17 protein-coding genes, 2 rRNA genes and 1 pseudogene (1 of these 20 running past the window's edge) are annotated in these 20,365 nt (G+C 51.0%); 12 read left to right on the top strand and 8 right to left on the bottom strand.

Going from position 1 to position 20,365, the window contains the following annotated elements:
* The 8 genes from GHH_RS06795 to GHH_RS06830 all read left to right on the top strand — a co-directional run.
* A 23S ribosomal RNA gene (locus GHH_RS06795) occupies positions 1–1,483 on the top strand (it extends 1,445 nt beyond the left edge of the window).
* A gap of 208 nt (positions 1,484–1,691) precedes the next feature.
* Positions 1,692–1,808 (top strand): 5S ribosomal RNA (gene rrf / locus GHH_RS06800).
* 369 nt (positions 1,809–2,177) lie between these two features.
* A complete protein-coding gene (locus GHH_RS06805) occupies positions 2,178–3,161 on the top strand; it encodes a YafY family protein (protein WP_015374571.1) in 984 nt (327 codons plus the stop codon).
* A gap of 214 nt (positions 3,162–3,375) precedes the next feature.
* A complete protein-coding gene (locus tag GHH_RS06810; RefSeq protein WP_041470455.1) occupies positions 3,376–4,212 on the top strand; it encodes a hypothetical protein in 837 nt (278 codons plus the stop codon).
* Between the two features lie 244 nt (positions 4,213–4,456).
* Positions 4,457–4,759, top strand: a complete 303-nt coding sequence (locus GHH_RS06815; RefSeq protein WP_015374573.1) for a hypothetical protein — start codon at positions 4,457–4,459, stop codon at positions 4,757–4,759.
* Positions 4,743–4,970 (top strand): ATP-binding domain-containing protein, encoded by a 228-nt coding sequence (locus GHH_RS06820; RefSeq protein ID WP_080737831.1) that lies wholly within the window; start codon positions 4,743–4,745, stop codon positions 4,968–4,970. The genes GHH_RS06815 and GHH_RS06820 overlap by 17 nt, the downstream gene beginning before the upstream one ends.
* Before the next feature lie 307 nt (positions 4,971–5,277).
* On the top strand, positions 5,278–6,792 hold the full coding sequence (locus tag GHH_RS06825; RefSeq protein WP_015374575.1) for a malate:quinone oxidoreductase: 1,515 nt from the start codon (positions 5,278–5,280) through the stop codon (positions 6,790–6,792).
* A 284-nt stretch (positions 6,793–7,076) separates the two neighbouring features.
* Positions 7,077–7,631, top strand: a complete 555-nt coding sequence (locus GHH_RS06830) for a YpiB family protein (RefSeq protein ID WP_015374576.1) — start codon at positions 7,077–7,079, stop codon at positions 7,629–7,631.
* Between the two features lie 104 nt (positions 7,632–7,735).
* Here GHH_RS06830 and GHH_RS06835 read toward each other — a convergent pair whose 3' ends face one another.
* The 3 genes from GHH_RS06835 to GHH_RS06845 form a co-directional block, all read right to left on the bottom strand.
* A complete protein-coding gene (locus GHH_RS06835; protein ID WP_015374577.1) occupies positions 7,736–8,857 on the bottom strand; it encodes an FAD-binding oxidoreductase in 1,122 nt (373 codons plus the stop codon).
* A gap of 106 nt (positions 8,858–8,963) precedes the next feature.
* Positions 8,964–9,758, bottom strand: a complete 795-nt coding sequence (gene speD, locus GHH_RS06840; RefSeq protein WP_015374578.1) for an adenosylmethionine decarboxylase — start codon at positions 9,756–9,758, stop codon at positions 8,964–8,966.
* A gap of 136 nt (positions 9,759–9,894) precedes the next feature.
* On the bottom strand, positions 9,895–10,734 hold the full coding sequence (locus GHH_RS06845) for an MBL fold metallo-hydrolase (RefSeq protein WP_015374579.1): 840 nt from the start codon (positions 10,732–10,734) through the stop codon (positions 9,895–9,897).
* A gap of 357 nt (positions 10,735–11,091) precedes the next feature.
* On the opposite strand from GHH_RS06845, the gene GHH_RS06850 reads away from it, so the two are divergent.
* The gene (locus tag GHH_RS06850) at positions 11,092–11,349 is read left to right on the top strand and encodes a hypothetical protein (RefSeq protein ID WP_015374580.1); all 258 of its coding nucleotides are present in this window, start codon (positions 11,092–11,094) and stop codon (positions 11,347–11,349) included.
* Between the two features lie 121 nt (positions 11,350–11,470).
* Here GHH_RS06850 and GHH_RS18090 read toward each other — a convergent pair.
* The 5 genes and pseudogenes from GHH_RS18090 to GHH_RS06870 all read right to left on the bottom strand — a co-directional run.
* Positions 11,471–11,595 (bottom strand): annotated as a pseudogene (locus tag GHH_RS18090) (SDR family oxidoreductase); the annotation flags it as partial.
* A gap of 89 nt (positions 11,596–11,684) precedes the next feature.
* Positions 11,685–13,052, bottom strand: coding sequence for a short-chain fatty acid transporter (locus GHH_RS06855; protein WP_015374581.1), 1,368 nt, complete (start codon positions 13,050–13,052; stop codon positions 11,685–11,687).
* 147 nt (positions 13,053–13,199) lie between these two features.
* A complete protein-coding gene (locus GHH_RS06860) occupies positions 13,200–14,801 on the bottom strand; it encodes a class I adenylate-forming enzyme family protein (RefSeq protein ID WP_015374582.1) in 1,602 nt (533 codons plus the stop codon).
* Positions 14,802–14,819: 18 nt separating this feature from the next.
* Positions 14,820–15,593, bottom strand: a complete 774-nt coding sequence (locus tag GHH_RS06865; protein WP_015374583.1) for an SDR family NAD(P)-dependent oxidoreductase — start codon at positions 15,591–15,593, stop codon at positions 14,820–14,822.
* 174 nt (positions 15,594–15,767) lie between these two features.
* Positions 15,768–17,108, bottom strand: coding sequence for a sigma-54-dependent Fis family transcriptional regulator (locus GHH_RS06870; protein ID WP_015374584.1), 1,341 nt, complete (start codon positions 17,106–17,108; stop codon positions 15,768–15,770).
* Between the two features lie 251 nt (positions 17,109–17,359).
* Here GHH_RS06870 and GHH_RS06875 point away from each other — a divergent pair, with 251 nt between their 5' ends.
* The 3 genes from GHH_RS06875 to GHH_RS06890 all read left to right on the top strand — a co-directional run bounded on the left by GHH_RS06875 (position 17,360) and on the right by GHH_RS06890 (position 20,361).
* Complete coding sequence (locus tag GHH_RS06875; RefSeq protein WP_015374585.1) at positions 17,360–18,571, top strand: acyl-CoA dehydrogenase family protein; 1,212 nt, start codon at positions 17,360–17,362, stop codon at positions 18,569–18,571.
* A 535-nt stretch (positions 18,572–19,106) separates the two neighbouring features.
* A complete protein-coding gene (locus GHH_RS06885) occupies positions 19,107–19,415 on the top strand; it encodes a helix-turn-helix transcriptional regulator (protein WP_025951296.1) in 309 nt (102 codons plus the stop codon).
* A gap of 16 nt (positions 19,416–19,431) precedes the next feature.
* Positions 19,432–20,361 (top strand): cation diffusion facilitator family transporter, encoded by a 930-nt coding sequence (locus GHH_RS06890; RefSeq protein ID WP_015374587.1) that lies wholly within the window; start codon positions 19,432–19,434, stop codon positions 20,359–20,361.
* The last annotated feature ends 4 nt before the right edge of the window (positions 20,362–20,365 follow it).

The raw sequence follows: 20,365 nt of genomic DNA on the forward strand, positions 1-20,365 counted from the left end.
CACCTCCTTCCCGTTTGAGCGATGGGGGGACGCAGGAGGATAGGGCGAGCAGGCGGCTGGAAGAGCCTGTCCAAGCCGCAAGGCTGATCCGTAGGCAAATCCGCGGATTGTAAGGCCAAGCGGTGATGGCGACGGAGTCATCCGGAAGTCCCCGATTTCACACTGCCAAGAAAAGCCTCTAGCGAGGGAAGAGGTGCCCGTACCGCAAACCGACACAGGTAGGCGAGGAGAGAATCCTAAGGCGCGCGGGAGAACTCTCGTTAAGGAACTCGGCAAAATGACCCCGTAACTTCGGGAGAAGGGGTGCTCGTTTGGGTGAAGAGCCCGAACGAGCCGCAGTGAAAAGGCCCAAGCGACTGTTTATCAAAAACACAGGTCTCTGCGAAGCCGAAAGGCGACGTATAGGGGCTGACACCTGCCCGGTGCTGGAAGGTTAAGGGGAGCGCTTAGCGGAAGCGAAGGTGCGAACCGAAGCCCCAGTAAACGGCGGCCGTAACTATAACGGTCCTAAGGTAGCGAAATTCCTTGTCGGGTAAGTTCCGACCCGCACGAAAGGTGTAACGACTTGGGCGCTGTCTCAACGAGAGACCCGGTGAAATTATACTACCTGTGAAGATGCAGGTTACCCGCGACAGGACGGAAAGACCCCGTGGAGCTTTACTGCAGCCTGATATGGAATTTTGGTATCGCTTGTACAGGATAGGTGGGAGCCTGGGAAGCCGGAGCGCCAGCTTCGGTGGAGGCGGCGGTGGGATACCACCCTGGCGGTATTGAAATTCTAACCCGCACCCCTTAACGGGGTGGGAGACAGTGTCAGGCGGGCAGTTTGACTGGGGCGGTCGCCTCCCAAAAGGTAACGGAGGCGCCCAAAGGTTCCCTCAGAATGGTTGGAAATCATTCGGAGAGTGCAAAGGCACAAGGGAGCTTGACTGCGAGACGGACAGGTCGAGCAGGGACGAAAGTCGGGCTTAGTGATCCGGTGGTTCCGCATGGAAGGGCCATCGCTCAACGGATAAAAGCTACCCCGGGGATAACAGGCTGATCTCCCCCAAGAGTCCACATCGACGGGGAGGTTTGGCACCTCGATGTCGGCTCATCGCATCCTGGGGCTGTAGTCGGTCCCAAGGGTTGGGCTGTTCGCCCATTAAAGCGGTACGCGAGCTGGGTTCAGAACGTCGTGAGACAGTTCGGTCCCTATCCGTCGCGGGCGCAGGAAATTTGAGAGGAGCTGTCCTTAGTACGAGAGGACCGGGATGGACGCACCGCTGGTGTACCAGTTGTCCCGCCAGGGGCACCGCTGGGTAGCTATGTGCGGACGGGATAAGCGCTGAAAGCATCTAAGCGTGAAGCCCCCCTCAAGATGAGATTTCCCACCGCGTCAGGCGGGTAAGATCCCTCGAAGATGACGAGGTCGATAGGTCCGAGGTGGAAGCGTGGCGACACGTGGAGCTGACGGATACTAATCGATCGAGGGCTTAACCTAGAAAAGTGGAAGCGCCGCGATTAGCTCTCGAAGCCAAATGTTCTTCACCCGCAGGGGTGCTTGCACCCCGAGGGGGAAGGTTATTTGGCAGAAGAGAGCTAGGCGCTGGAACTGGACAAAGAAAAGCGCAGGCGAGCGGTTCGCCGCGGCTTCTTCCCAAAACGGTTATCTAGTTTTCAGGGAACGAATTCCTGACAACCTCATATGGCCTAGTGGTGATAGCGGAGGGGAAACACCCGTTCCCATCCCGAACACGGAAGTTAAGCCCTCCAGCGCCGATGGTAGTTGGGGCCAGCGCCCCTGCAAGAGTAGGTCGCTGCTAGGCAAAGAACAAGCAGCCAGTTGTGCGTAATGCATAATTGGCTGCTTTTGTTTTTGTTGACCAAGTTTCTGGAAGCCTCCCGTTCTTAATAAGGTGGATGGATCACGATCCGCTTTTTTCAGAACTCCTATTTGCCCTTGGAAATGTTCACTCGTTCAATCTTTCTTTTTCGCCCTTCTCCTTGCGCATCATGCTGAATGACAATGTTAGTAGTGGAATATCTTTAAAGAGAATGCAAAATTTTTTTGAAGTACATATAATGTCCAAGTGGAGATGGTAATATATTGTTGGGGATTCATAATGGGACCATTTTAGGAGTATTATAGTAATTTGGGCTGATCGGCGTTTCGACAGTACAATGGGGGGATGAGCGTGGATGATCAGCACCCAAAGTCATTGCGGGTTCTATCCATTTATGAGAGGCTTCGCAAAGGGGAGGCGATTTCAAAAAAGAGGGAGGCGGAACGGTTTAGCGTCAACGAAAAAACCATTCAGCGTGATCTCGATGAGTTGCGTGCGTACATTGCCGAGATGTTCCAAGGTTTAATGGAATTGGAGTATGATCGGAAGAAAAATGGTTATGTGCTGAAGAAGGACGAAGAAGGATGGTTGACAAACAAAGAAATTTTGGTTGTCTCTAAAATACTGCTGGAAAGTCGTTCGCTGCCAAAGGAAGAGATGGATCGAATATTGAAAAAACTCATTTTTCAATCCCATCCGCAAAATCAACGGTTTATTCAGGAAGTGATCCAAAATGAACGTTTTCACTATGTTCCTTTGCAGCATAACCAACCGCTTATTGAAATCATTTGGGAGTTAAGCAGCGCTGTACATACGAAACGCATTGTTTTAATCGACTACAAAAAGGAAGGGAGCGATGCCCCCGTTGCCCGGAAAGTCAAACCGGTAGGCATTATTTTTTCCGACTATTACTTTTACTTGATTGCCTTTCCGGAAGATTATGATTTTGACTTTCCAACGATTTATCGCATTGACCGTATTGTCCGCTATACGATAACTGACGAACATTTTCACTATGATTACAAAAATCGTTTTGAAGAGGGGGAGTTTCGGAAACGGGTGCAATTTATGCATGCTGGGGAATTGACAAAAATCACCTTTCGCTTTTGGGGTTCGTCTTTGCAGGCGATTTTGGACCGTCTTCCTACCGCGAAAGTTATAGGGAAAGATGGAGATGCTTTTGTCATTGAGGCTGAAGTATACGGGCGCGGTATCAAAATGTGGCTGCTAAGCCAGGCGCAATATTTGGAGGTGATCAAGCCAAAAGAGTTTCGCGAAGAGATGAAAAGAACGATTGAAGAGATGCTGGGGAATTATCGGCAAGAATACGTTTGACGAATTCATGCTAGGGGATGAGCCGCTAGTCTTGCAGGTGAAACGATGTAGGCAAATGATTTTTCTATAATAATGTAAACGCCTTGTTGACTTTCATACAGACAGCGACAACACGTTGCCTATGAGCTTTTTTCGTGTGCTAAGAGGATTAGAACTAGAACCACCGATAAATCTCGAACAAAGATCAGTTATTGGGAAGGGGAAAAGATAAAGTATGAAAAAACGCTTATCATTCTTTTTGGCACTAGCATTGTTGTTCTCCACGGCGGCAGGCTGTTCATCGGAATCATCGTCCCCATCTTCCGGTGACAAAAAAGAAAGCCAAAAGCAAGAAACGAAGGCACCGCTATCGAAGGAAGAGTTTGCAAAAATGATTTCCGATCCGGATCAATACAAAGGCTCGAAAGTAGACTTCTATGCGAAAATTTTTGTTGAACCGGAAAGGAGCGATGACGGCGTTTACATTCAGGCGTTCGCCGATCCAAAAAATAGTGAACAGAACGTGATTGTGGTGGCGGATCCGAAAACGGATGTGAAAAATGAGGATATTATTCATGTTGTTGGAACAGTGAGAGAATCATTTGAAGGAGAAAATGCATTAGGTGGAACCGTGACTGCTCCTGTCATTGATGCAGAAAAAGTAGAAAAAACGGACTATATAACAGCGTTTTCAAAGCCTTTGAAAACAATTGAGGTGAACAAAGAAATTAATCAGCATGGCTACATTGTTAAATTAAGCAAAGTTGAGGTTGCCGAGGATGAAACAAGGGCGTATGTGACGATTTCCAATCAAAGCAACGCTAAAATTAACTTCTGGGAGCATAATGCAAAGCTGTTAGTAGGGAATACACAGCATGAAAAAGCGGATAACTTTGAAGCAGGCTATCCAGAAATTCCTTCGGATATTTTGCCGAAAGCAACAGTTGATGCGATTATTCCTTTTCCTGCAATTGACCAGAATGAAAAGACGATTAAACTTTATTTTGAGGGAAGTTCAGAAAACTATGACATTACTATCGAACCGTTTCAATTTGAAGTTAATTTGAACTAAAATGCACTTTTGGAACGTGTTAGTGTAATAAAAATAAAGGGGAAAAGGGGGAGCGGCGCTGCACATTGCGCCGCTCCTTGCGTCTTGTTTAGAGGTTTTGCCCGTCTTTCGGCACGGTTGTTCATTATGATGACGGTTTCTCACGGCTACAGGAATGGGAAGTAGGCTCTGCCGACGGAACAGACGATTTTTCAGCTTCATTTATATAAAGCCGGAAAATGTGCTGATTTTAGGTCCTTCGAAAATGTTTATCAGTTCGTTCCAAGGGCTGCTTCCGGATTTGAATTTAGAGGGCATTCAACAAATGACGTTTCAACAGCTGGCCTTGATGATTTTGCCTTTCTTGCCGAAGGGCCAGCTTGATCGGTCGCATCACTGGTATTTTGAAAGCGTTTTGTTTGATGATGATGAACTAGAGCGAAAACGAATTGAGTTCAAAGGTTCGTTGTCTTTTATGCGGCTGCTTGACTGGTTTGTCGAAGGAATAAAGGAACGATACGAATCGCAGATGCAGCCGGTCATGGTGTTCGATGAGTATTTGCCATAGCAAAGGAATGGAATTTGATGCGGTGATGCTGGCCAACGTGAATGGAGAACATTTTCCTAATGACGATTTGCATGCCCGTCTCCTTTATGTTCTGGTCACCCGCGCCCAGCATGAGTTGAAAATATTTTATCAACATGAACCGTCGCCGCTATTGGAAGGGCTCGTTCAGCCAACAGCCAAATCCGCTTCCAAGTTTGATGACATCTTATGAGAAGGCGGTGCATGCCCATCCCTAAAGTTCAAAATTTCTTCATTTTTTCTCCACAGATGGTGGCGAAATATTCAACTATTTTGTAAAATTAAATATGTAGGTGAGCGTAGGTTTCCACTATTGATACCATAATTGTGGAGTAAAATACTTTATTATATAAGTATATTTTTTTAGTGTGAATAAAAGTGATATACTATAAGTTAAATGTGTTATAATATTTCTTGTCATCTCCCCCAAGCGGCGAGGGGGAGTGCTGAAATCGTTTCGAGCGGTCGCTCACCGTTTTTACAAATATGAGAGGATAGGGATGGTAAACATGGGCAACAAACAAGGAAAATCGGATGTCATCTTAATCGGCGCGGGCATTATGAGCGCGACGTTGGGGACGCTCTTGAAGGAATTGGCGCCCGAGTGGGACATTGTCGTCTTTGAAAGACTGGAAGAGGCAGGAGCGGAAAGCTCCAACGAGTGGAACAACGCCGGGACGGGGCATGCGGCGCTGTGTGAGTTGAACTATACGGTTGAGAAGGCCGATGGGTCGATTGACATCGGCAAAGCGATTAAAATCAATGAGCAGTTTTACGTCTCTTTGCAGTTTTGGGCTTATTTGGTCAACAGTGGTATTCTTCGTGACCCGAAAGATTTCGTCCGTCCGCTGCCGCATATGAGCTTTGTGCAAGGGGAAGACAATGTGGCGTTTTTGAAAAAGCGGCACGAAACGATGGCGGCCAATCCGCTGTTTAAAGGGATGGAGTTCACAGATGATCCGAAGAAGCTGGCCGAATGGGTGCCGCTCATGATGGAAGGACGGGTGGTGGACGAGCCGATCGCGGCGACCCGCATCGAATCGGGGACGGACGTGAACTTCGGGGCGTTGACGCGCCAACTGTTTGAACATTTGAAACGGAAGAACGTGGAGATCCGCTACCGCCATCATGTCGAGGATATCAAACGGACAAGCGACGGCTTATGGGAGCTGAAAGTGCGGAATTTGGACACGGGCGCGGTGGAGCTTCATGCGGCCAAGTTCGTCTTCATCGGGGCCGGGGGAGGCAGCCTCCATCTGTTGCAAAAGTCCGGCATTCCGGAAGGGAAGGGAATCGGCGGCTTCCCGGTGAGCGGGTTGTTTATGGTGTGCAACAATCCCGAGGTCGTCGAGCAGCACCATGCGAAAGTGTACGGCAAAGCGAAAGTCGGCGCGCCGCCGATGTCGGTGCCGCATTTGGACACGCGGTTTATCGACAATCAAAAGATGCTGCTGTTTGGGCCATTTGCCGGGTTTTCGCCGAAGTTTTTGAAAAACGGCTCGATGCTCGACTTGTTCACCTCGATCAAGCCGCATAACGTCTTGACGATCTTGGCGGCGGGCGTGAAAAATATGTCCTTGACCAACTATTTAATCCAGCAAGTGCTGTTGTCGAAAGAACAGCGCATGCAAGAGCTGCGGGAATTCGTCCCGACGGCAAAAAGCGACGAGTGGGACATCGTCGTGGCGGGTCAGCGCGTGCAAGTGATCAAAGACACGGAAGCTGGCGGCAAAGGAACGCTGCAGTTTGGCACGGAAGTCGTCCATGCGGCTGATGGTTCGATCGCGGCGTTGCTCGGCGCGTCGCCAGGGGCATCGACGGCGGTTCATGTCATGCTTGAAGTGATGGAGAAGTGCTTCCCAGAACGGATGAACGAATGGCGGGCGAAAGTGAAAGAGATGATTCCGTCTTACGGCGAGTCGTTGATGAAAAACGAAGCGCTGTTGCGGCAAGTGCAAGCATCCACAGCCGAAGCGCTCGGATTGAACGGCCACTTTGCGATGCAGTTGGCGTAGGCCATAGGTCTTAGCAATGGAAAGGAAAGCCGAGAGCCCGTTGCTTAGAAGGAGCAGCCGCCTGGAAATGAAGGGCGGCTGTTTTTCTATTTCGTTTGCCGCTTGGTGTCGGAATGAAAGGGGCCTTGCCCTGTGGTTTTCAGATGCACGGCGGGGCGCAATCAAGTATACTGGAAAACAAAGACGTGAATGGAATAGCAATGGATCATCGAGGCTTGTTGAGACGATCTTGCGCTGCGGCCGCTGTTATCTTCCATGGAGAAGCAGTTGAAGGGGGTGAGGCTATGACGAGATGGGTGTCCTATTCAGAAAAGCGGCAGTTCTTAACAACGTTTTTGCAGCAGCATCGTTTGAAGCATCCCGATGCCCGATTTGTGCTGCAATACTTGCTTCAACACCCCCATTTGCTTGAGAACGTCCATTTTACGGAAACCGAGCAAAAGCAGGCGCGGTGGCTGATCATTTCGACTGCGATGGCGGAAGAGGAAGGGCTCGTCTTTTATCGGCGCGGTCAAAAAAGCACGAGCCTTGCCTCGATTATGGGCGATTTGGCGCTGCATCCGAACGAGACGCTCTATTTGACGCTCCATTTTCCAGGAAAGGCAAGGAATTTTTCGTACCTTCGGCTTATTGATCACCAAGCGTTTGAAAATGTCAGGCGGCACGAGCGGCATGAGAAAATGGCGAAGGCGGCCGAGCAAGTGTTGGATGAGGCGCTGAAACGTCATGAACTATCGGTGTTGAAAATGCAAATTGACCAGGCGCTTGACCGAAAAGATATGGCGTTGTTTCAACAGCTGACGGAACAGTTGAAAAAATACGAAGGACAAAACAGCTAAACGGGCTGCGGGCCTGCATGGGGCAAGCCCGCAGCCGGCGCTGGCCGCTGAACGCGGCAGTTGGGCATCGGGTGGGAGTGCTAGTGTTGCACCGTGAGGCAGCGTCAGGAAGGCGGGATGATGGCCTCGGCGACGTTGTAGTCGAACGAATCAAGTTCAGTCGGGCGGCCGAGCACAAGCTTGGCAAGTTCTGCGCCTAAATATGGCCCGACGGTGAGCCCGGAAGAGCCAAGGCCGTTGGCTGCGTAAAGGCCGGTAAAACCGGGAAGAGCCCCGAAGACAGGGAGAAATCCAGGCGTGCGCGGGCGGAACCCGACCCGTGTTTCCACGTAGGTGCACGCCGACAGCCCTGGCGCGACGGCGAGCGCTTTGTCCAGTATTTCGTGGATGCCGCCGGCGGTGGCGCGGACATCCATCCCCGCTTCATCTTCATGGGTCGTTCCGATGATGATTCGCCCTCCAGGGAAGGCGAGCATATACTGATTGTTCGGGGGCATGACGACCGGCCATCGGTCGGTCTCGCCTGCCAACCATTCGAGATGAACGATTTGTCCTTTTTGCGGGCTGACGGCAAACCGAACGCCCAACGGTTCGAGCAGTTCGCCAGCCCATGCGCCGGCTGTGACGATGACCGCTTCGGCCGTGTATTTCGCTCCATTGACTTTCGCGCCGATGACGCGGGAGCCTTCAAACAGGATCTGGGCGTTTCCGCGGATGTAGGCGGCGCCAAGCTTTTGGGCCGCGTTTGTGAGGGCGTCCCGCACCGACCGGCCGTTCACACGGGCGGCGCCGCTCACATATAGGGCATGATGCTCACCGCCAAGCGGCGGAAACAGCTCCTTCGCCTCATGGGGATGAAGCCGCACGATCTCTCCCATTTCCGGCGCGTCTTCGCGCCGTTTGCGAGCGCGCTCCTCCATTTGTTTCAGTTTCTGTTCGTCCGTGTGCAGCCATAGGGCGCCGACGCGCGCATAACCGGTGTCCGTTTCCCCGAGCGCTTGCAGTTCTTCGATGAGGGAGGGGTAAAACTTCGCTCCGTTTTTGGCCAATCGGTACCATTTTTGGTTGCGGCGCTGCGACAGCCAAGGGCAGACAATCCCCGCCGCCGCACCGGTCGCCTGCCCTTTGTCGCCGCGGTCGATGATGATCACGTTTGCGCCTTCCTTGGCCAAATGGTAAGCGGTCGAGGCCCCTAAAATGCCGGCTCCGACGATGATGTACTTCATTCATGAACACCTTTTCCTTTTTTCTACTAGCATACCATAGACGGCGCCAATCGGGAACCGGTGTGGGCCGGCCCGAAAGCCGGCAGGCGTCAAAAAGGCGCCCGCGTCAAACGGTGTTCGGCATATTTTTTCCGTAAAAGATCTCATCCATTTCCCTTCTCAGCTTGGCGGTTGTTTCATTCGCTTCTTGTTCGCTCAAATCCTCTTTTGCATAGCCAAACAAGTAGTTGTCCAAGTCAAACTGTTTCAACTTGCATTTTGTGTGAAAAATATTCTCTTGGTAAATGTTTACGTCGATCATATCGTACTTTTCGCGAATGTGCTCCGGGATATAATCTTGAATCGACGTAATGTCATGGTCGATAAACAGCTTGTATCCGTGAATGTCGCGCGTAAATCCGCGCACGCGGTAGTCGATGATCATAATGTCGGCGTCAAATGAATGAATCAAATAGTCGAGCGCTTTGAGCGGCGAAATTTCCCCGCATGTGACGACATCAATATCGGCGCGGAACGTGCTGATTCCGTCATTCGGGTGATATTCTGGGTATGTATGGACGGTGATATGGCTTTTGTCAAGGGAAAGCACCACCGCCTCCGGCAAAGGGCCGTCATCTTCGGGCACCTCGACGACCGGCCCCTCGGAAACGAGCATCGTCACGCTCGCGCCCTGCGGAACGTAATCTTGCTTGGCGATGTTTAACACATGGGCGCCGATCATGTCGGCGACACGTTTTAAAAGATTCGTCAGCCGTTCGGCATTGTACACGTCGTCAATGTATTCGATATACGCCTCCCGCTCCTTCGCCGTTTTCGTATAGCAAATATCGTACATATTGAAGCTGAGCGATTTCGTCAAGTTGTTGAACCCGTGCAGCTTGACGCGCGGTGTTTCGTTCATCGACGGGACCCATCCTTTCGTTTTTTCTTAATTTGTCCCGTTGCTGGCGAAGATAGTAATTTTTCATTTGAAATGGAAGAAAACGGAATATGGGCTTGCCCTAATGGTCTATGGCCATTTCCGGGAAGCGTCCGCTTCAGCTTGCCCGTTTCGCTTGATATTCTTGAATGACCGACCGGACAATGTGAAGGGAGTCCCACTCCTTCGCCGAAAAAAAGACGATCGGATATTTTTTCGGGAAAAGCGTTTCTTGAATTTGTTTCGGCGGCATGCCTTTTTCGTATAAATCGATGATGTTGCCTTGAAGTTCAAGCAAGTAATCAAGTTTTCGCTGCAAGGCCTCGCGCCCGTTTGGGAGATAGCCGGCATGGGCGCAGAAGACGTCGCCGAAATCGTATGTCAACGTGCGTTGCAAGGAGGCGATGATCGCCGGGATGTTTTCCTCGCGCAAGATGACTTTCGTTTTCTCCTGACAGTACAAGTCGCCGCTGAACAATTGCCCCGTTTCGCGGTTCAAAAACGCCACATGATCGATGGAATGACCTGGCGTCGGGATGACGTCCCACGTTGCGCTTCGCGAGGAAAACGTCGCGCCGATCGGTTTGGCAACGAACGGGTCGCGCTTGCCCCAAAACACTTTTCGGTATAGCGGATAGTCCGCCTTTTGCTGGCAATAATGGATCATCGGTTCGTTCATGTAGATGGGCAGCCCCATCTTTCGCTGCAAAAATGCCGCGCAGCCGGTATGGTCTTCGTGATAGTGGGTGATGACGACTTGATCGATGTCTTGGTGTTGAAAAAACGAGGTGAATTCGTGCTCCATTGATTTGGCGCCGGTGTCAATCAGCACCCCATCGATGACAAAGCAGCGGACGGTGAGGCGGACGCCTTGAAACGTCGCCGTTCCTTTGGCGATATGCACGTTTTGAACCACTTCTGTTTCAAACCGTTTTTTGATCACTTTCTCGATCAGCATGGCGAACGGGCCTCCTTATTGGTGTGAGGATGTTGTGACCATTATACCACAACAGAATGAATGTTCATTCATTTTTTGTTGGCGTTTCACACCCATCATGTGCTTGATGGGATGGAGAAAAGCGATGCTACAGTTAAGCTTACTTCAATCAAGCGTCTGTGAATATCCCCTCTTTTGGGGGATTGAACGTTTGATCAAAAGGAACGATTCGGAAATATGCAGGGGATGGTTTTGCGCAACTTGTATGATAAAATGATAGAAGATCGTATCGGAATGCGGATGCAATGGATGGACATTTGCGCCGACGCCTCCAATGGAGGACCGTCCATATTTCCGACAGGTGAGAAGGGGATGTTCATGAAAACCGTTATTCACGCTTTCGTCATTTCGATCATCGTTCATGTCGTGTATTTGGCATCAACCATCGGCATAGGGTATTGGAAAACGAAGCTTTACAAGCCCGATGTGGAGAATGCTTGGGAGAAAGCGGCCATGCTGCAAAATGAAGTGGTGTTTGGCCACACGGGGTCGCCGATTTTGTATTTGGTGTCGTTTGTTGGAGTGGCGGCGGTCGTTGCTTTGGTAATGCATGTGTACCAAATGGTTCGCGGCTGACAAAAGGAAAAAAGCCGGTCTCGACGGGGAACGAAACGTGTTGGGGCGGCTTTTTCTTTTCGATTTCGTCTTCAAAAGGTGCCTCTCTCCCCTAACCGGAAAAGCGGAAGGGGGCGGCGCGTCAATACGCCGTCCATCCGGCATCGGCGACGATCACAGCGCCGTTTAGAAAACTGGCGTCATCGGAAGCTAAAAACAGGGCGATGTTGGCGATTTCCTCTGGTCCCCTGCGCGAGGTTTGAGGGCGGCGTCTGCTAGGGGGTGCTCATGTTTGCTAAGGATAAAAAAACGCTGCCCGCAGCCGGCTCAATAAGTTGGCTGCGGGCTGTTGTTAATCAAAGTAAATACAGAAAGATAGAAGCGATAATGCCGACATAGATGAAAGTGATTGTCGTAAAGCCCATGATGTCACGGATGCGCAGGCCAGCGATGGCGAGAAGCGGGATAGCCCAAAACGGCTGGATCATGTTGCTCCACTCGCCCCAAGCGACGGCCATGACCATTTTGGCTGGATCGATTCCCATTTCCAAGGCGGCGGGAAGAGCGATCGGCGCTTGTACGACCCACTGGCCGCCGCCCGATGGGATGAACAAGTTCAAGAATCCGGCTGACCAAAAGGTGAATAGCGGCAACGTTTCAGCTGTCGAAAACTTGGTAAAGAAATCAGAAAGCCATTGCGCTAGTCCGGACGACGACATCATGCCCATGATTCCAGCATAAAACGGGTATTGCAAAATAATTTGGCTGACGCTGTTAGACGATTTGACAAGGCCTACCCCGAGTTCGCGCACATTTCCAAACAGCAACAAAGCGAATGTTAAAAACATAAGGTTGACGGTGTTTAAATCAAGAGAAAAGCCGTTTTTTGAAAAATGCATGATCAAGTACACGAGCCCAAGAATGCCGGCAGCCAGCGTGATTAAACGGCTTTTTTCAATTTTGTCGTTGATGAAGTTGGCTTGTTCTTGCGGCTCTTCAATCGAATCTTCCAATAAGGCTGGATCGATAAGAAAACGATCTTCTTTTCTGGCAGGGTGGATGATCTTCATGATAAAAGGCAACGTGAAAAAGACGACGAGAATAATGGCCATATTGACCGCTGAGAAAATAGTTTCCGATGTTGGGATAATGCCAATCTGTTTCTCAAACACATGCCCTTTGGTGGCGACGAATAAAGCGGCAGAGGATGACAAGCCGCCTTGCCAAATGACAAATCCGGAGTATCCAGCTGCAACAAGCACGCGATAGTCAACATCCCGCACTTTCCTTGCCACGAGCTTGGCGATAATGCCGGCGACGACGAGGCCGAACGCCCAACTGATGAATGAAGCAGCAAGCGATGTAAACGTGACAAGCAAAATGGCAGAATTGGGCGAGTGACATTTGCCGGCAATTTTTTCGAGGAGCCGGGAAACAGGCTTTGTCAATGCCAAAGCATAGCTCATGACAAAGGTGGTAATGACTTGGGCGGTGAAGGCGAGCAGCCCCCATAAGCCTTCACCCCAATAGGTGATCATGTCGGCCGGGCTTTTTCCGTTGATCAATATTCCGCCTAAAAATGTCACAAACGTCAGAACAACGGCGAAGACGAACGAATCGGGGAGCCAGCGTTCGGCGATTTTTGCGAAAAAGAGTGCCAGTTTGGCCATCCAATTGTTGTCCTGCCTTTCGATCCCGACATTCGTCTGTGCTTTTGCTTCCATACGGCGTCAGCCTCCTTCACAAATGTATAATTCGTTCCGCTCTTTACGGCGAAAACGTTTATAAGGGACGGAGCAACAAGATGAAACAAATTCAACAGCAAATTTGGTAACGCTTTCAAAACAATGCCTTTCACACTGCCTGTTTCTTCATTTTTGTTGGTCCGTCAACGACATTTCCACCAGCTTGTTCTTTAAAACTTTCCCCCCTGGATTGCGCGGGAGCTGGTCGATCAACTCAACCTGTTTGGGTGTTTTAAATTTCGGAAGGCGCTGGCGGGCGAAAGCGATGAGCTCCTCGGCGGTCAGCGTGTTTCCCGGTTTGGCGACGACGTACGCTTTTACCTCTTCGCCGAATACAGGATCTTTTACCCCGACCACTGCAGCTTCGAGCACTTTCGGATGGGCGTATAGCACGTTTTCGACTTCAACGGAGTAAATTTTCTCTCCTCCGCGGTTGATCACGTCTTTTTTTCGGTCGAGGATGTATACAAAGCCATCTTCGTCTATACGGGCAATATCGCCTGATTTCCAGTAGCCGTCTTCGGTGAATGAAGCGATGTTTGCTTCCGGGCGGTTCCAATATTGTTGGATGACCATCGGCCCTTTAATGTACAGCTCACCAGCTTCTCCTGGCTTGGCCGTCTCGCCGGTTTCAGTGACGACTTTGATATCGGCAACGGGCACGGGCACGCCGACGGAGTCGGTTTTATCGTCCGGATACTGTTTGGGCATGATCGTGGTTGGCGAAGTGGTTTCTGTCGCCCCGTAGGCGTTGTGTAAGAAAGCGTTCGGGAAGCAGCGCCGCAGCCCGCCGATCGTTTCTTTTGACATCGGGGCTCCGCCGTAGGCGACGATGCGCACGAAATCGTAGGAGAAAGTATGAAACAACGAATGCGACATCATCATAATGTACATCGTCGGTACATTAAACAAAAAGTTGATGTTCTCTTGCTGGATGAGCCGGATGGCAGTCTCTGTTTGGTAGCGCTCCATCAGGACAACTGTTCCGCCGACAAGCAGCATATGCAACAATTGCCCGATCAACCCGGTCACGTGAAAGAGTGGAACGGCGACGAGCGTGCGTGTTGTATGGTCGGTTTGCAAGACAAATTGGTAGCTGAGGCAGCTGTGAATGGCGTTAATATGGCTGCCGACCGCCCCTTTCGGCAACCCGGTCGTTCCGGACGTGTACATAATGTAAAGCGGATCGGTTTCCTCTGGCGGCGTATCAAGCTGCGTTTCGCCGGCTGTGCGCTGGAGCAGCTCTTCATGGAAGGAATACAGGCGCTTCTCAGGATCATGTCCATCAGTCAAGTAGCAATATTGGATCAATGGGTCGCGGGCCAGCCAGTCTTCAAGCGGGCGCACGAATTCCCGGTTCGTAATCAGCATTTTCGCACCGGCATCGGTCATCATGTAAATCAAATCGTTGGCGGTCAACCTCGTGTTCAGTGGCACGAAAATGGCCCCGATTTTGGCGCAAGCCAATGCGGTGAGCACAAATTCGATGTCGTTGCCGAGCAGCAGCGCAACGCGATCGCCCTTGCGCACGTTTTGTTCCACGAGGCGGCTGGCTGCTCGGTCGACGAGCTGCTTCAGTTCGGCATAACAAAGCCGTGTTTCCCCTTTTACGAGCGCTTCGCCGTCGGGAAATGTGGCGGCCGAGCGGGCGAGCATCTCGTAAACGTTTGCCGGCCGTTCAGCAAACAGCTTGACAGTCCGTCCATATAAACGTCCTTCTACAATCATCGAATCCCTCCCTGCAAATTATTTCGCTGTCCAGCCGCCGTCGACGTACAAAATGTGCCCGGTGATGTAATTGGCGGCGTCGGAGGCGAGAAAGACGACCGGTCCGGCGACATCTTCCGGCTCGCCAACGCGGTTGAGCATTGTGCTGTTGACGATATTTCGGTACCGTTCTTCATCTTGAAGCCAAGCGCTGGTCATCGGCGTTCGGATGTAGGCAGGGGCGATGGCGTTCACATTGATGTTGTAAGGGGCAAGCTCGTTCGCCCATACTTTTGTCAATTGGTTGATGCCGCCTTTGCTGGCGGCGTAGCTCGTTTGAAACGGCATTCCGACCCCGCCGAAAATGGATGAGATGTTGATGATTTTCCCATATTGCTGTTTGATCATTTGTTTGGCGGCGGCCTGGCCGACAAGGAAAATGCCTTTTAAGTTCGTGTTTAACACCCGGTCCCAGTCGTCCTCCTCGATGTCAATGAGTGGCTTGCGAATATTCATGCCGGCGTTGTTTACTAAAATGTCAAGGCGGCCGTGCTGCCCGATGACGCAGTCAACCATACGCTGAACATTTTCTTTGTCGGTGACATCGGCTTGAACCCAGGAGCAGGAGAACCCTTGACCGGTGATTTCCTCTGCTGCTTTTTGCAAGTCGGCCATATTTCGGCTGGCAATGACAACGTGGGCTCCATGGGCGGCCAAGGCGCACGCCATGGCGAAACCAATGCCTTTGCTGCCGCCGGTGACAAGGGCAACTTTGCCGTCAAGACGGAAGGACGGAAGGCGGCTTATATCCATCCACAACACCTCTCTCCATGGTCGAGAATTTCGGTCTCCACCCATATATTTGCAACTTGCATGCCAATCACAAAGAATACAGGAATGTTCACAAAATTGTTCTATTTTTGGTTCATACCGGTCCTGTCGGACGATTCCAGACGGAATCAGTGATGAAAAAACGAATCAACGTTGTCAAATGCCGAGCCGCTGCATCTTTTTCACCAAGGCGGACTGGCTGATGCCGAGCACTTGGGCTGCTTTTCGTGTCGTCTTGTATTCGGAAATCGCTTTCAAAATCAGTTCTCGTTCCAGATTGCGGACCATGTCTTTCAGTGTTTTTGACGCTTGTTTCATCTCCAATGATGTGGAATGGGAAAAAGGCAAGTGTAGAGCTGTGATGTGATCGGTTTCCGTTGTAATGACGAGCCGTTCGATTAAGTTCTGCATTTCCCGGACATTCCCTGGCCATGCATACGACTTCATGGCTAGCAGTGCATCATCGGTGAATTGTTTATGGAGGCGATATTTTTGATTAACTCGCTCTAAAAAATAATGGGCGAGCAAAGGAATGTCTTCTTGGCGTTCCCGCAGCGGCGGAATGTGAATCGGGATAATGTTCAGACGATAGTACAAGTCTTCGCGAAACTTCCCCTGCTTGACGAGAGACTCCAAATCTTGATTGGTCGCAGAGATGACACGCACGTCAATTTTGATCGTCCTCCGCCCGCCGATTCGTGTCACTTCGAACTCCTGCAGCACACGAAGCAGTTTTCCTTGGAGCGAAAGCGGCATTTCTCCGATTTCGTCGAGAAAGATCGTCCCAGTGTGCGCTTGCTCGAACAAGCCTGGACGGCCCCGGCTGTCTGCCCCAGTGAACGCGCCTTTTTCATAGCCAAACAGTTCTGATTCAATCAACTCTTTCGGAATGGCGGCACAGTTCACTTTAATGAACGGTTTATCGGAGCGGGGGCTCCATTTTTGAATTAAGTTGGCGATGACTTCTTTCCCGACGCCCGATTCCCCAAGCAGCAGCACAGTCGAGTTGAATGGGGCGATTTTTTGGGCTAAATGGATGACCCGCAGCATGTTTGGGCTGTTGGCGATCACCCCTTCATGGCGGATTGTGTCCTCGCGGTGCTGATATACTTTGATTTGTTGCAAATATCGATCGGCCAGCGCCTTTGTCTTCATCAATTCCTGCTCCAAATGTTTTAGCGCTGATATGTCGCGCAAGTTCGTCACCACATAGGATACATCGCCGTTTTCGTCAAAAATCGGATTCCCGGTTACCAACAAATCTTTCCCATTGACATGTTGGATGATCGTCACGCGGCGTTTTTCCTGCAGTACTTTCAGGGAAACGGATTCGGATATAATGCCGTCTTTGACAACATCTTTTAGATGTCGACCGATCAACTGATCCTCGGTAATGCCGGTCACCCGGGTGTACGCTTCGTTCATTTTGATTCCGTAGCCGCGTTTGTCGGCGATGAAGATCGGATCATAGCTCGCGTTGATTACGTTTTCGTACAAGGCCAGTTTTCCTTTCAGTTCATGAACTAGGGCCTCCAGTTCGCGAATGCGGGCTTGCAGTTGCGCCAGTTCTGTAATAACGATCCCTCCTCTTTACTAGAATTCAATTGTTACAATCTTTACAATATTATAACTGTTCTGATGAATTTTTTCATCGATTTTGCATGTCCTAAAAGTGCGTGAAGCTCGTCTTGGCTGGCACAGAACATGCATGCAAAAACGGGGGAAAGAGGGAGAGGAGTGAGTGTGTAATGTACAGCTTTCGGCCATCAGCGGAACAGCAGAACATGATTGAAAAAGCCGGTGCGTTTATGGAGGAATATGTGTATCCGAATGAGCGGCACTTCGTCCCGCATCGGGGACTGCCGGAAGAAATATTGAAGCCGCTTCAGCAAAAGGTGAAAGAGATGGGGCTGTGGGCCGCCCATATGCCGAAAGAGGCCGGGGGAGCGGGGCTTGGTTTTGTCTCGTTGGCGTTGCTGTCCGAAATCACAGGGCGGAGTCCAGCTGGCCCTTACGTATTTGGGTGCATGGCCCCGGATGCGGGAAACGCCGAGATATTATGGCATGCCGGAACGGAGGAACAAAAGCGGAAATATTTGTACCCTCTCGTCAACGGGGACATTCGCTCCTGCTTTGCCATGACCGAGCCGGAAGTGTCCGGGTCGGATCCAAAGCAACTTCGATCCACTGCAGTGCTTGATAGGGACGAATGGGTCATCAACGCGCATAAATGGTTTACCACGGGGGCGGTTGGTTCAAGCTTTTCGATCGTCTTGGTCAAGACGGACCCCGACGCACCGCCTCACCGGCAGTTCAGTTTGCTGATTGTTGAACATGATAATCCAGGATTTGAAATCGTTCGGGAAATTCCGGTGATCGGCGACCATTTTGCAGGCGGTCATTGTGAAGTCCGGTATACGAACTGCCGCGTGCCGAAGGAAAATTTGTTGGGTCCGCGCGGGGCGGGGCTGGAACTGGCGCAGCTGCGGCTTGGAACTGGGCGCATTACCCACGCGATGCGCTGGGTCGGCATCGCCCAAAGAAGTCTAGACTTGATGATTGCCTACTCTTTGAAACGAGAAACGCGCGGAAAACGGCTGGCGGACCACCAAACGATCCAGAATTTCATCGCCGATTCGGTCGCGGAAATCGAAGCATTTCGTCTAATGACGCTGAAGGCGGCGTGGCTGATGGACAACGGGCAAGAAGCGAAAAAAGAAATTTCCATCATCAAGTTTTTCGGAGCTAACGTGTTGCACCGTGCGATTGACCGAGCGATTCAAGTGCACGGCGCCCTTGGCGTGAGCGGAGACACACCGCTTGAAGGATTTTACCGCGAAGCGAGAACAGCGCGGATTTATGACGGCCCGGACGAAGTTCACCGCATGGTCGTCGCCCGTTCGATGATCAAGGAGTTTGAACAAAACCAGAAAGAACAAATCAACGCTCGGTATCTGTGATCGTTGAACGGGCGGATGCAAGCAGCCCCCGCGGTCGACGGCGTGGGGGCCTCTAATCAGTACGATGACTAATGAACATATCCATTTCTGCAGAGTGTTTCCGGTTAGCCATTTGGGCGTGCAGCTGGATAAAGCTGTAATGCTAGAGGATCGACTCGATGAGCCTTTTCTTTGTGTCTTTCGCATACAGCTTGATGTTCATCTGTCGGCCGAGGTTGATCAACTCATTTTTTTAGTTATGACAAAAAATGTATTGTTTCTTCTCAGTCCATTCACTGCCATTGCGGAATAGGGGTGGCTAAACCGCCTCCGAGGACGCCGTGAACATTTAGGCGAAGCAGCTGTTGCATCGGCGCGGGTGAGATCGTAAGAACAAAAGCAGAGGGTGCTCCGCCCTTTGCTTTTTTCTTTGCTCGTGCATGACGGATGTTCATGGAGCTGGGCAGCTTGAAAGAGGATTGACAGAGGAAAAAAAGAGGGTTATGATTCACATATATGAACAAATGCTCATATGTTAAAATGAGAGGGAACGATGATGAAGGCAGAAGATCATTTGTTTTTAGATGAAAGCGTCGTGGAGGAAGTGTCGAAAATCTTTAAAGCGTTGGCGGATCCGACGCGGATGAAGATGTTGTATTTGTTGTCGCAGGAAGAATGCCATGTCGGCCATATTGCGGAAGTGCTCGGCATGTCGCAGTCGGCCGTTTCCCATCAACTGGCGCTGCTTCGGGCGCTGCGGCTTGTCAAATATCGCCGTGAAGGGAAATCACTGGTGTATTCGTGCGATGACGATCATGTCATTTCGCTGCTGAGGCAGGCGATTGATCACGCTCAACATCCATAAAAGGGAGAGAAGAACGATGCATCATCATGAACACGGCCATTGCGGCCACCATCACGGGCATCATCATGGCTTGGGCAGAGAGGGGAGCCAAAAAGGGTTGGCGGCCGCTCTTGTCATTACCGTTGGGATTATGGTTCTGGAGTTTGTCGGCGGGCTTGTGACGAACAGCCTTGCTCTTCTTTCGGATTCGGGGCATATGCTGAGCGATGCTGCTTCGCTTTTGTTAAGTCTGTTGGCGGTGTGGTTTGCGGCGAGGCCTGCGTCGCCGAAGAGGACATATGGATTTTACCGGTTCGAGATTTTAGCGGCGCTCGTAAACGGGGTTGCGTTGGTGGGGATTGCCGCTTGGATTATTTGGGAAGCGGTCGCGAGGTTTGTGAATCCACCTGCTGTCGCGAGCGGGCCGATGATGGCCATTGCTGTCATAGGGTTGCTGGCTAATTTGGCAAGCGCTTGGGTGTTAATGCGCAAAGGGGATGTCAAAGAGAACGTCAATGTCCGCAGCGCCTATCTTCATGTGCTTGGCGATGCGTTAGGCTCGGTCGGGGCGATCGCGGCGGGGCTTGTCATCTGGCTGTTCGATTGGTACGCGGCTGATCCGCTCATTTCCATTGCGGTGTCGGTGCTGATTTTAAAAGGGGCGTTGGCCGTGGTGAAACAGACGGTGCATATTTTAATGGAAGGAACGCCGGCGGCGATTGACCATGGGGAAGTAAAAGCGGCGCTCTCCGGCATTGATGGCGTGATCGATGTGCACGATTTGCATATTTGGACGATCACCTCGGGGCTTGATTCGTTAAGCTGCCATTTGCTCATTGAGGAAGGTTGCGATGGGCAGGCGGTTTTGCAACGGGCGATTGATTTGATCGAGACGCGCTTTCACATTCGCCATGCGACGATTCAAATCGAAATGCCGCATATTCGCCATGGGGAGATGGAAGTATAGGGGA

Origin of the sequence: Geobacillus sp. GHH01 (assembly GCF_000336445.1) — a bacterium.
In the GTDB taxonomy this organism is placed as follows: Bacteria; Bacillota; Bacilli; order Bacillales; family Anoxybacillaceae; genus Geobacillus; species Geobacillus zalihae.

Excerpts from the sequence above, each read along its gene's own strand:
- GHH_RS06810 (WP_041470455.1), top strand. The coding sequence starts at position 3,376 with ATGAAAAAACGCTTATCATTCTTTTTGGCACTAGCATTGTTGTTCTCC.
- GHH_RS06815 (WP_015374573.1), top strand. The coding sequence starts at position 4,457 with ATGTTTATCAGTTCGTTCCAAGGGCTGCTTCCGGATTTGAATTTAGAG.
- GHH_RS06820 (WP_080737831.1), top strand. The coding sequence starts at position 4,743 with ATGAGTATTTGCCATAGCAAAGGAATGGAATTTGATGCGGTGATGCTG.
- GHH_RS06825 (WP_015374575.1), top strand. The coding sequence starts at position 5,278 with ATGGTAAACATGGGCAACAAACAAGGAAAATCGGATGTCATCTTAATC.
- GHH_RS06830 (WP_015374576.1), top strand. The coding sequence starts at position 7,077 with ATGACGAGATGGGTGTCCTATTCAGAAAAGCGGCAGTTCTTAACAACG.
- GHH_RS06835 (WP_015374577.1), bottom strand. The coding sequence starts at position 8,857 with ATGAAGTACATCATCGTCGGAGCCGGCATTTTAGGGGCCTCGACCGCT.
- speD (WP_015374578.1), bottom strand. The coding sequence starts at position 9,758 with ATGAACGAAACACCGCGCGTCAAGCTGCACGGGTTCAACAACTTGACG.
- GHH_RS06845 (WP_015374579.1), bottom strand. The coding sequence starts at position 10,734 with ATGCTGATCGAGAAAGTGATCAAAAAACGGTTTGAAACAGAAGTGGTT.
- GHH_RS06850 (WP_015374580.1), top strand. The coding sequence starts at position 11,092 with ATGAAAACCGTTATTCACGCTTTCGTCATTTCGATCATCGTTCATGTC.
- GHH_RS06855 (WP_015374581.1), bottom strand. The coding sequence starts at position 13,052 with ATGGAAGCAAAAGCACAGACGAATGTCGGGATCGAAAGGCAGGACAAC.
- GHH_RS06860 (WP_015374582.1), bottom strand. The coding sequence starts at position 14,801 with ATGATTGTAGAAGGACGTTTATATGGACGGACTGTCAAGCTGTTTGCT.
- GHH_RS06865 (WP_015374583.1), bottom strand. The coding sequence starts at position 15,593 with ATGGATATAAGCCGCCTTCCGTCCTTCCGTCTTGACGGCAAAGTTGCC.
- GHH_RS06875 (WP_015374585.1), top strand. The coding sequence starts at position 17,360 with ATGTACAGCTTTCGGCCATCAGCGGAACAGCAGAACATGATTGAAAAA.
- GHH_RS06885 (WP_025951296.1), top strand. The coding sequence starts at position 19,107 with ATGAAGGCAGAAGATCATTTGTTTTTAGATGAAAGCGTCGTGGAGGAA.
- GHH_RS06890 (WP_015374587.1), top strand. The coding sequence starts at position 19,432 with ATGCATCATCATGAACACGGCCATTGCGGCCACCATCACGGGCATCAT.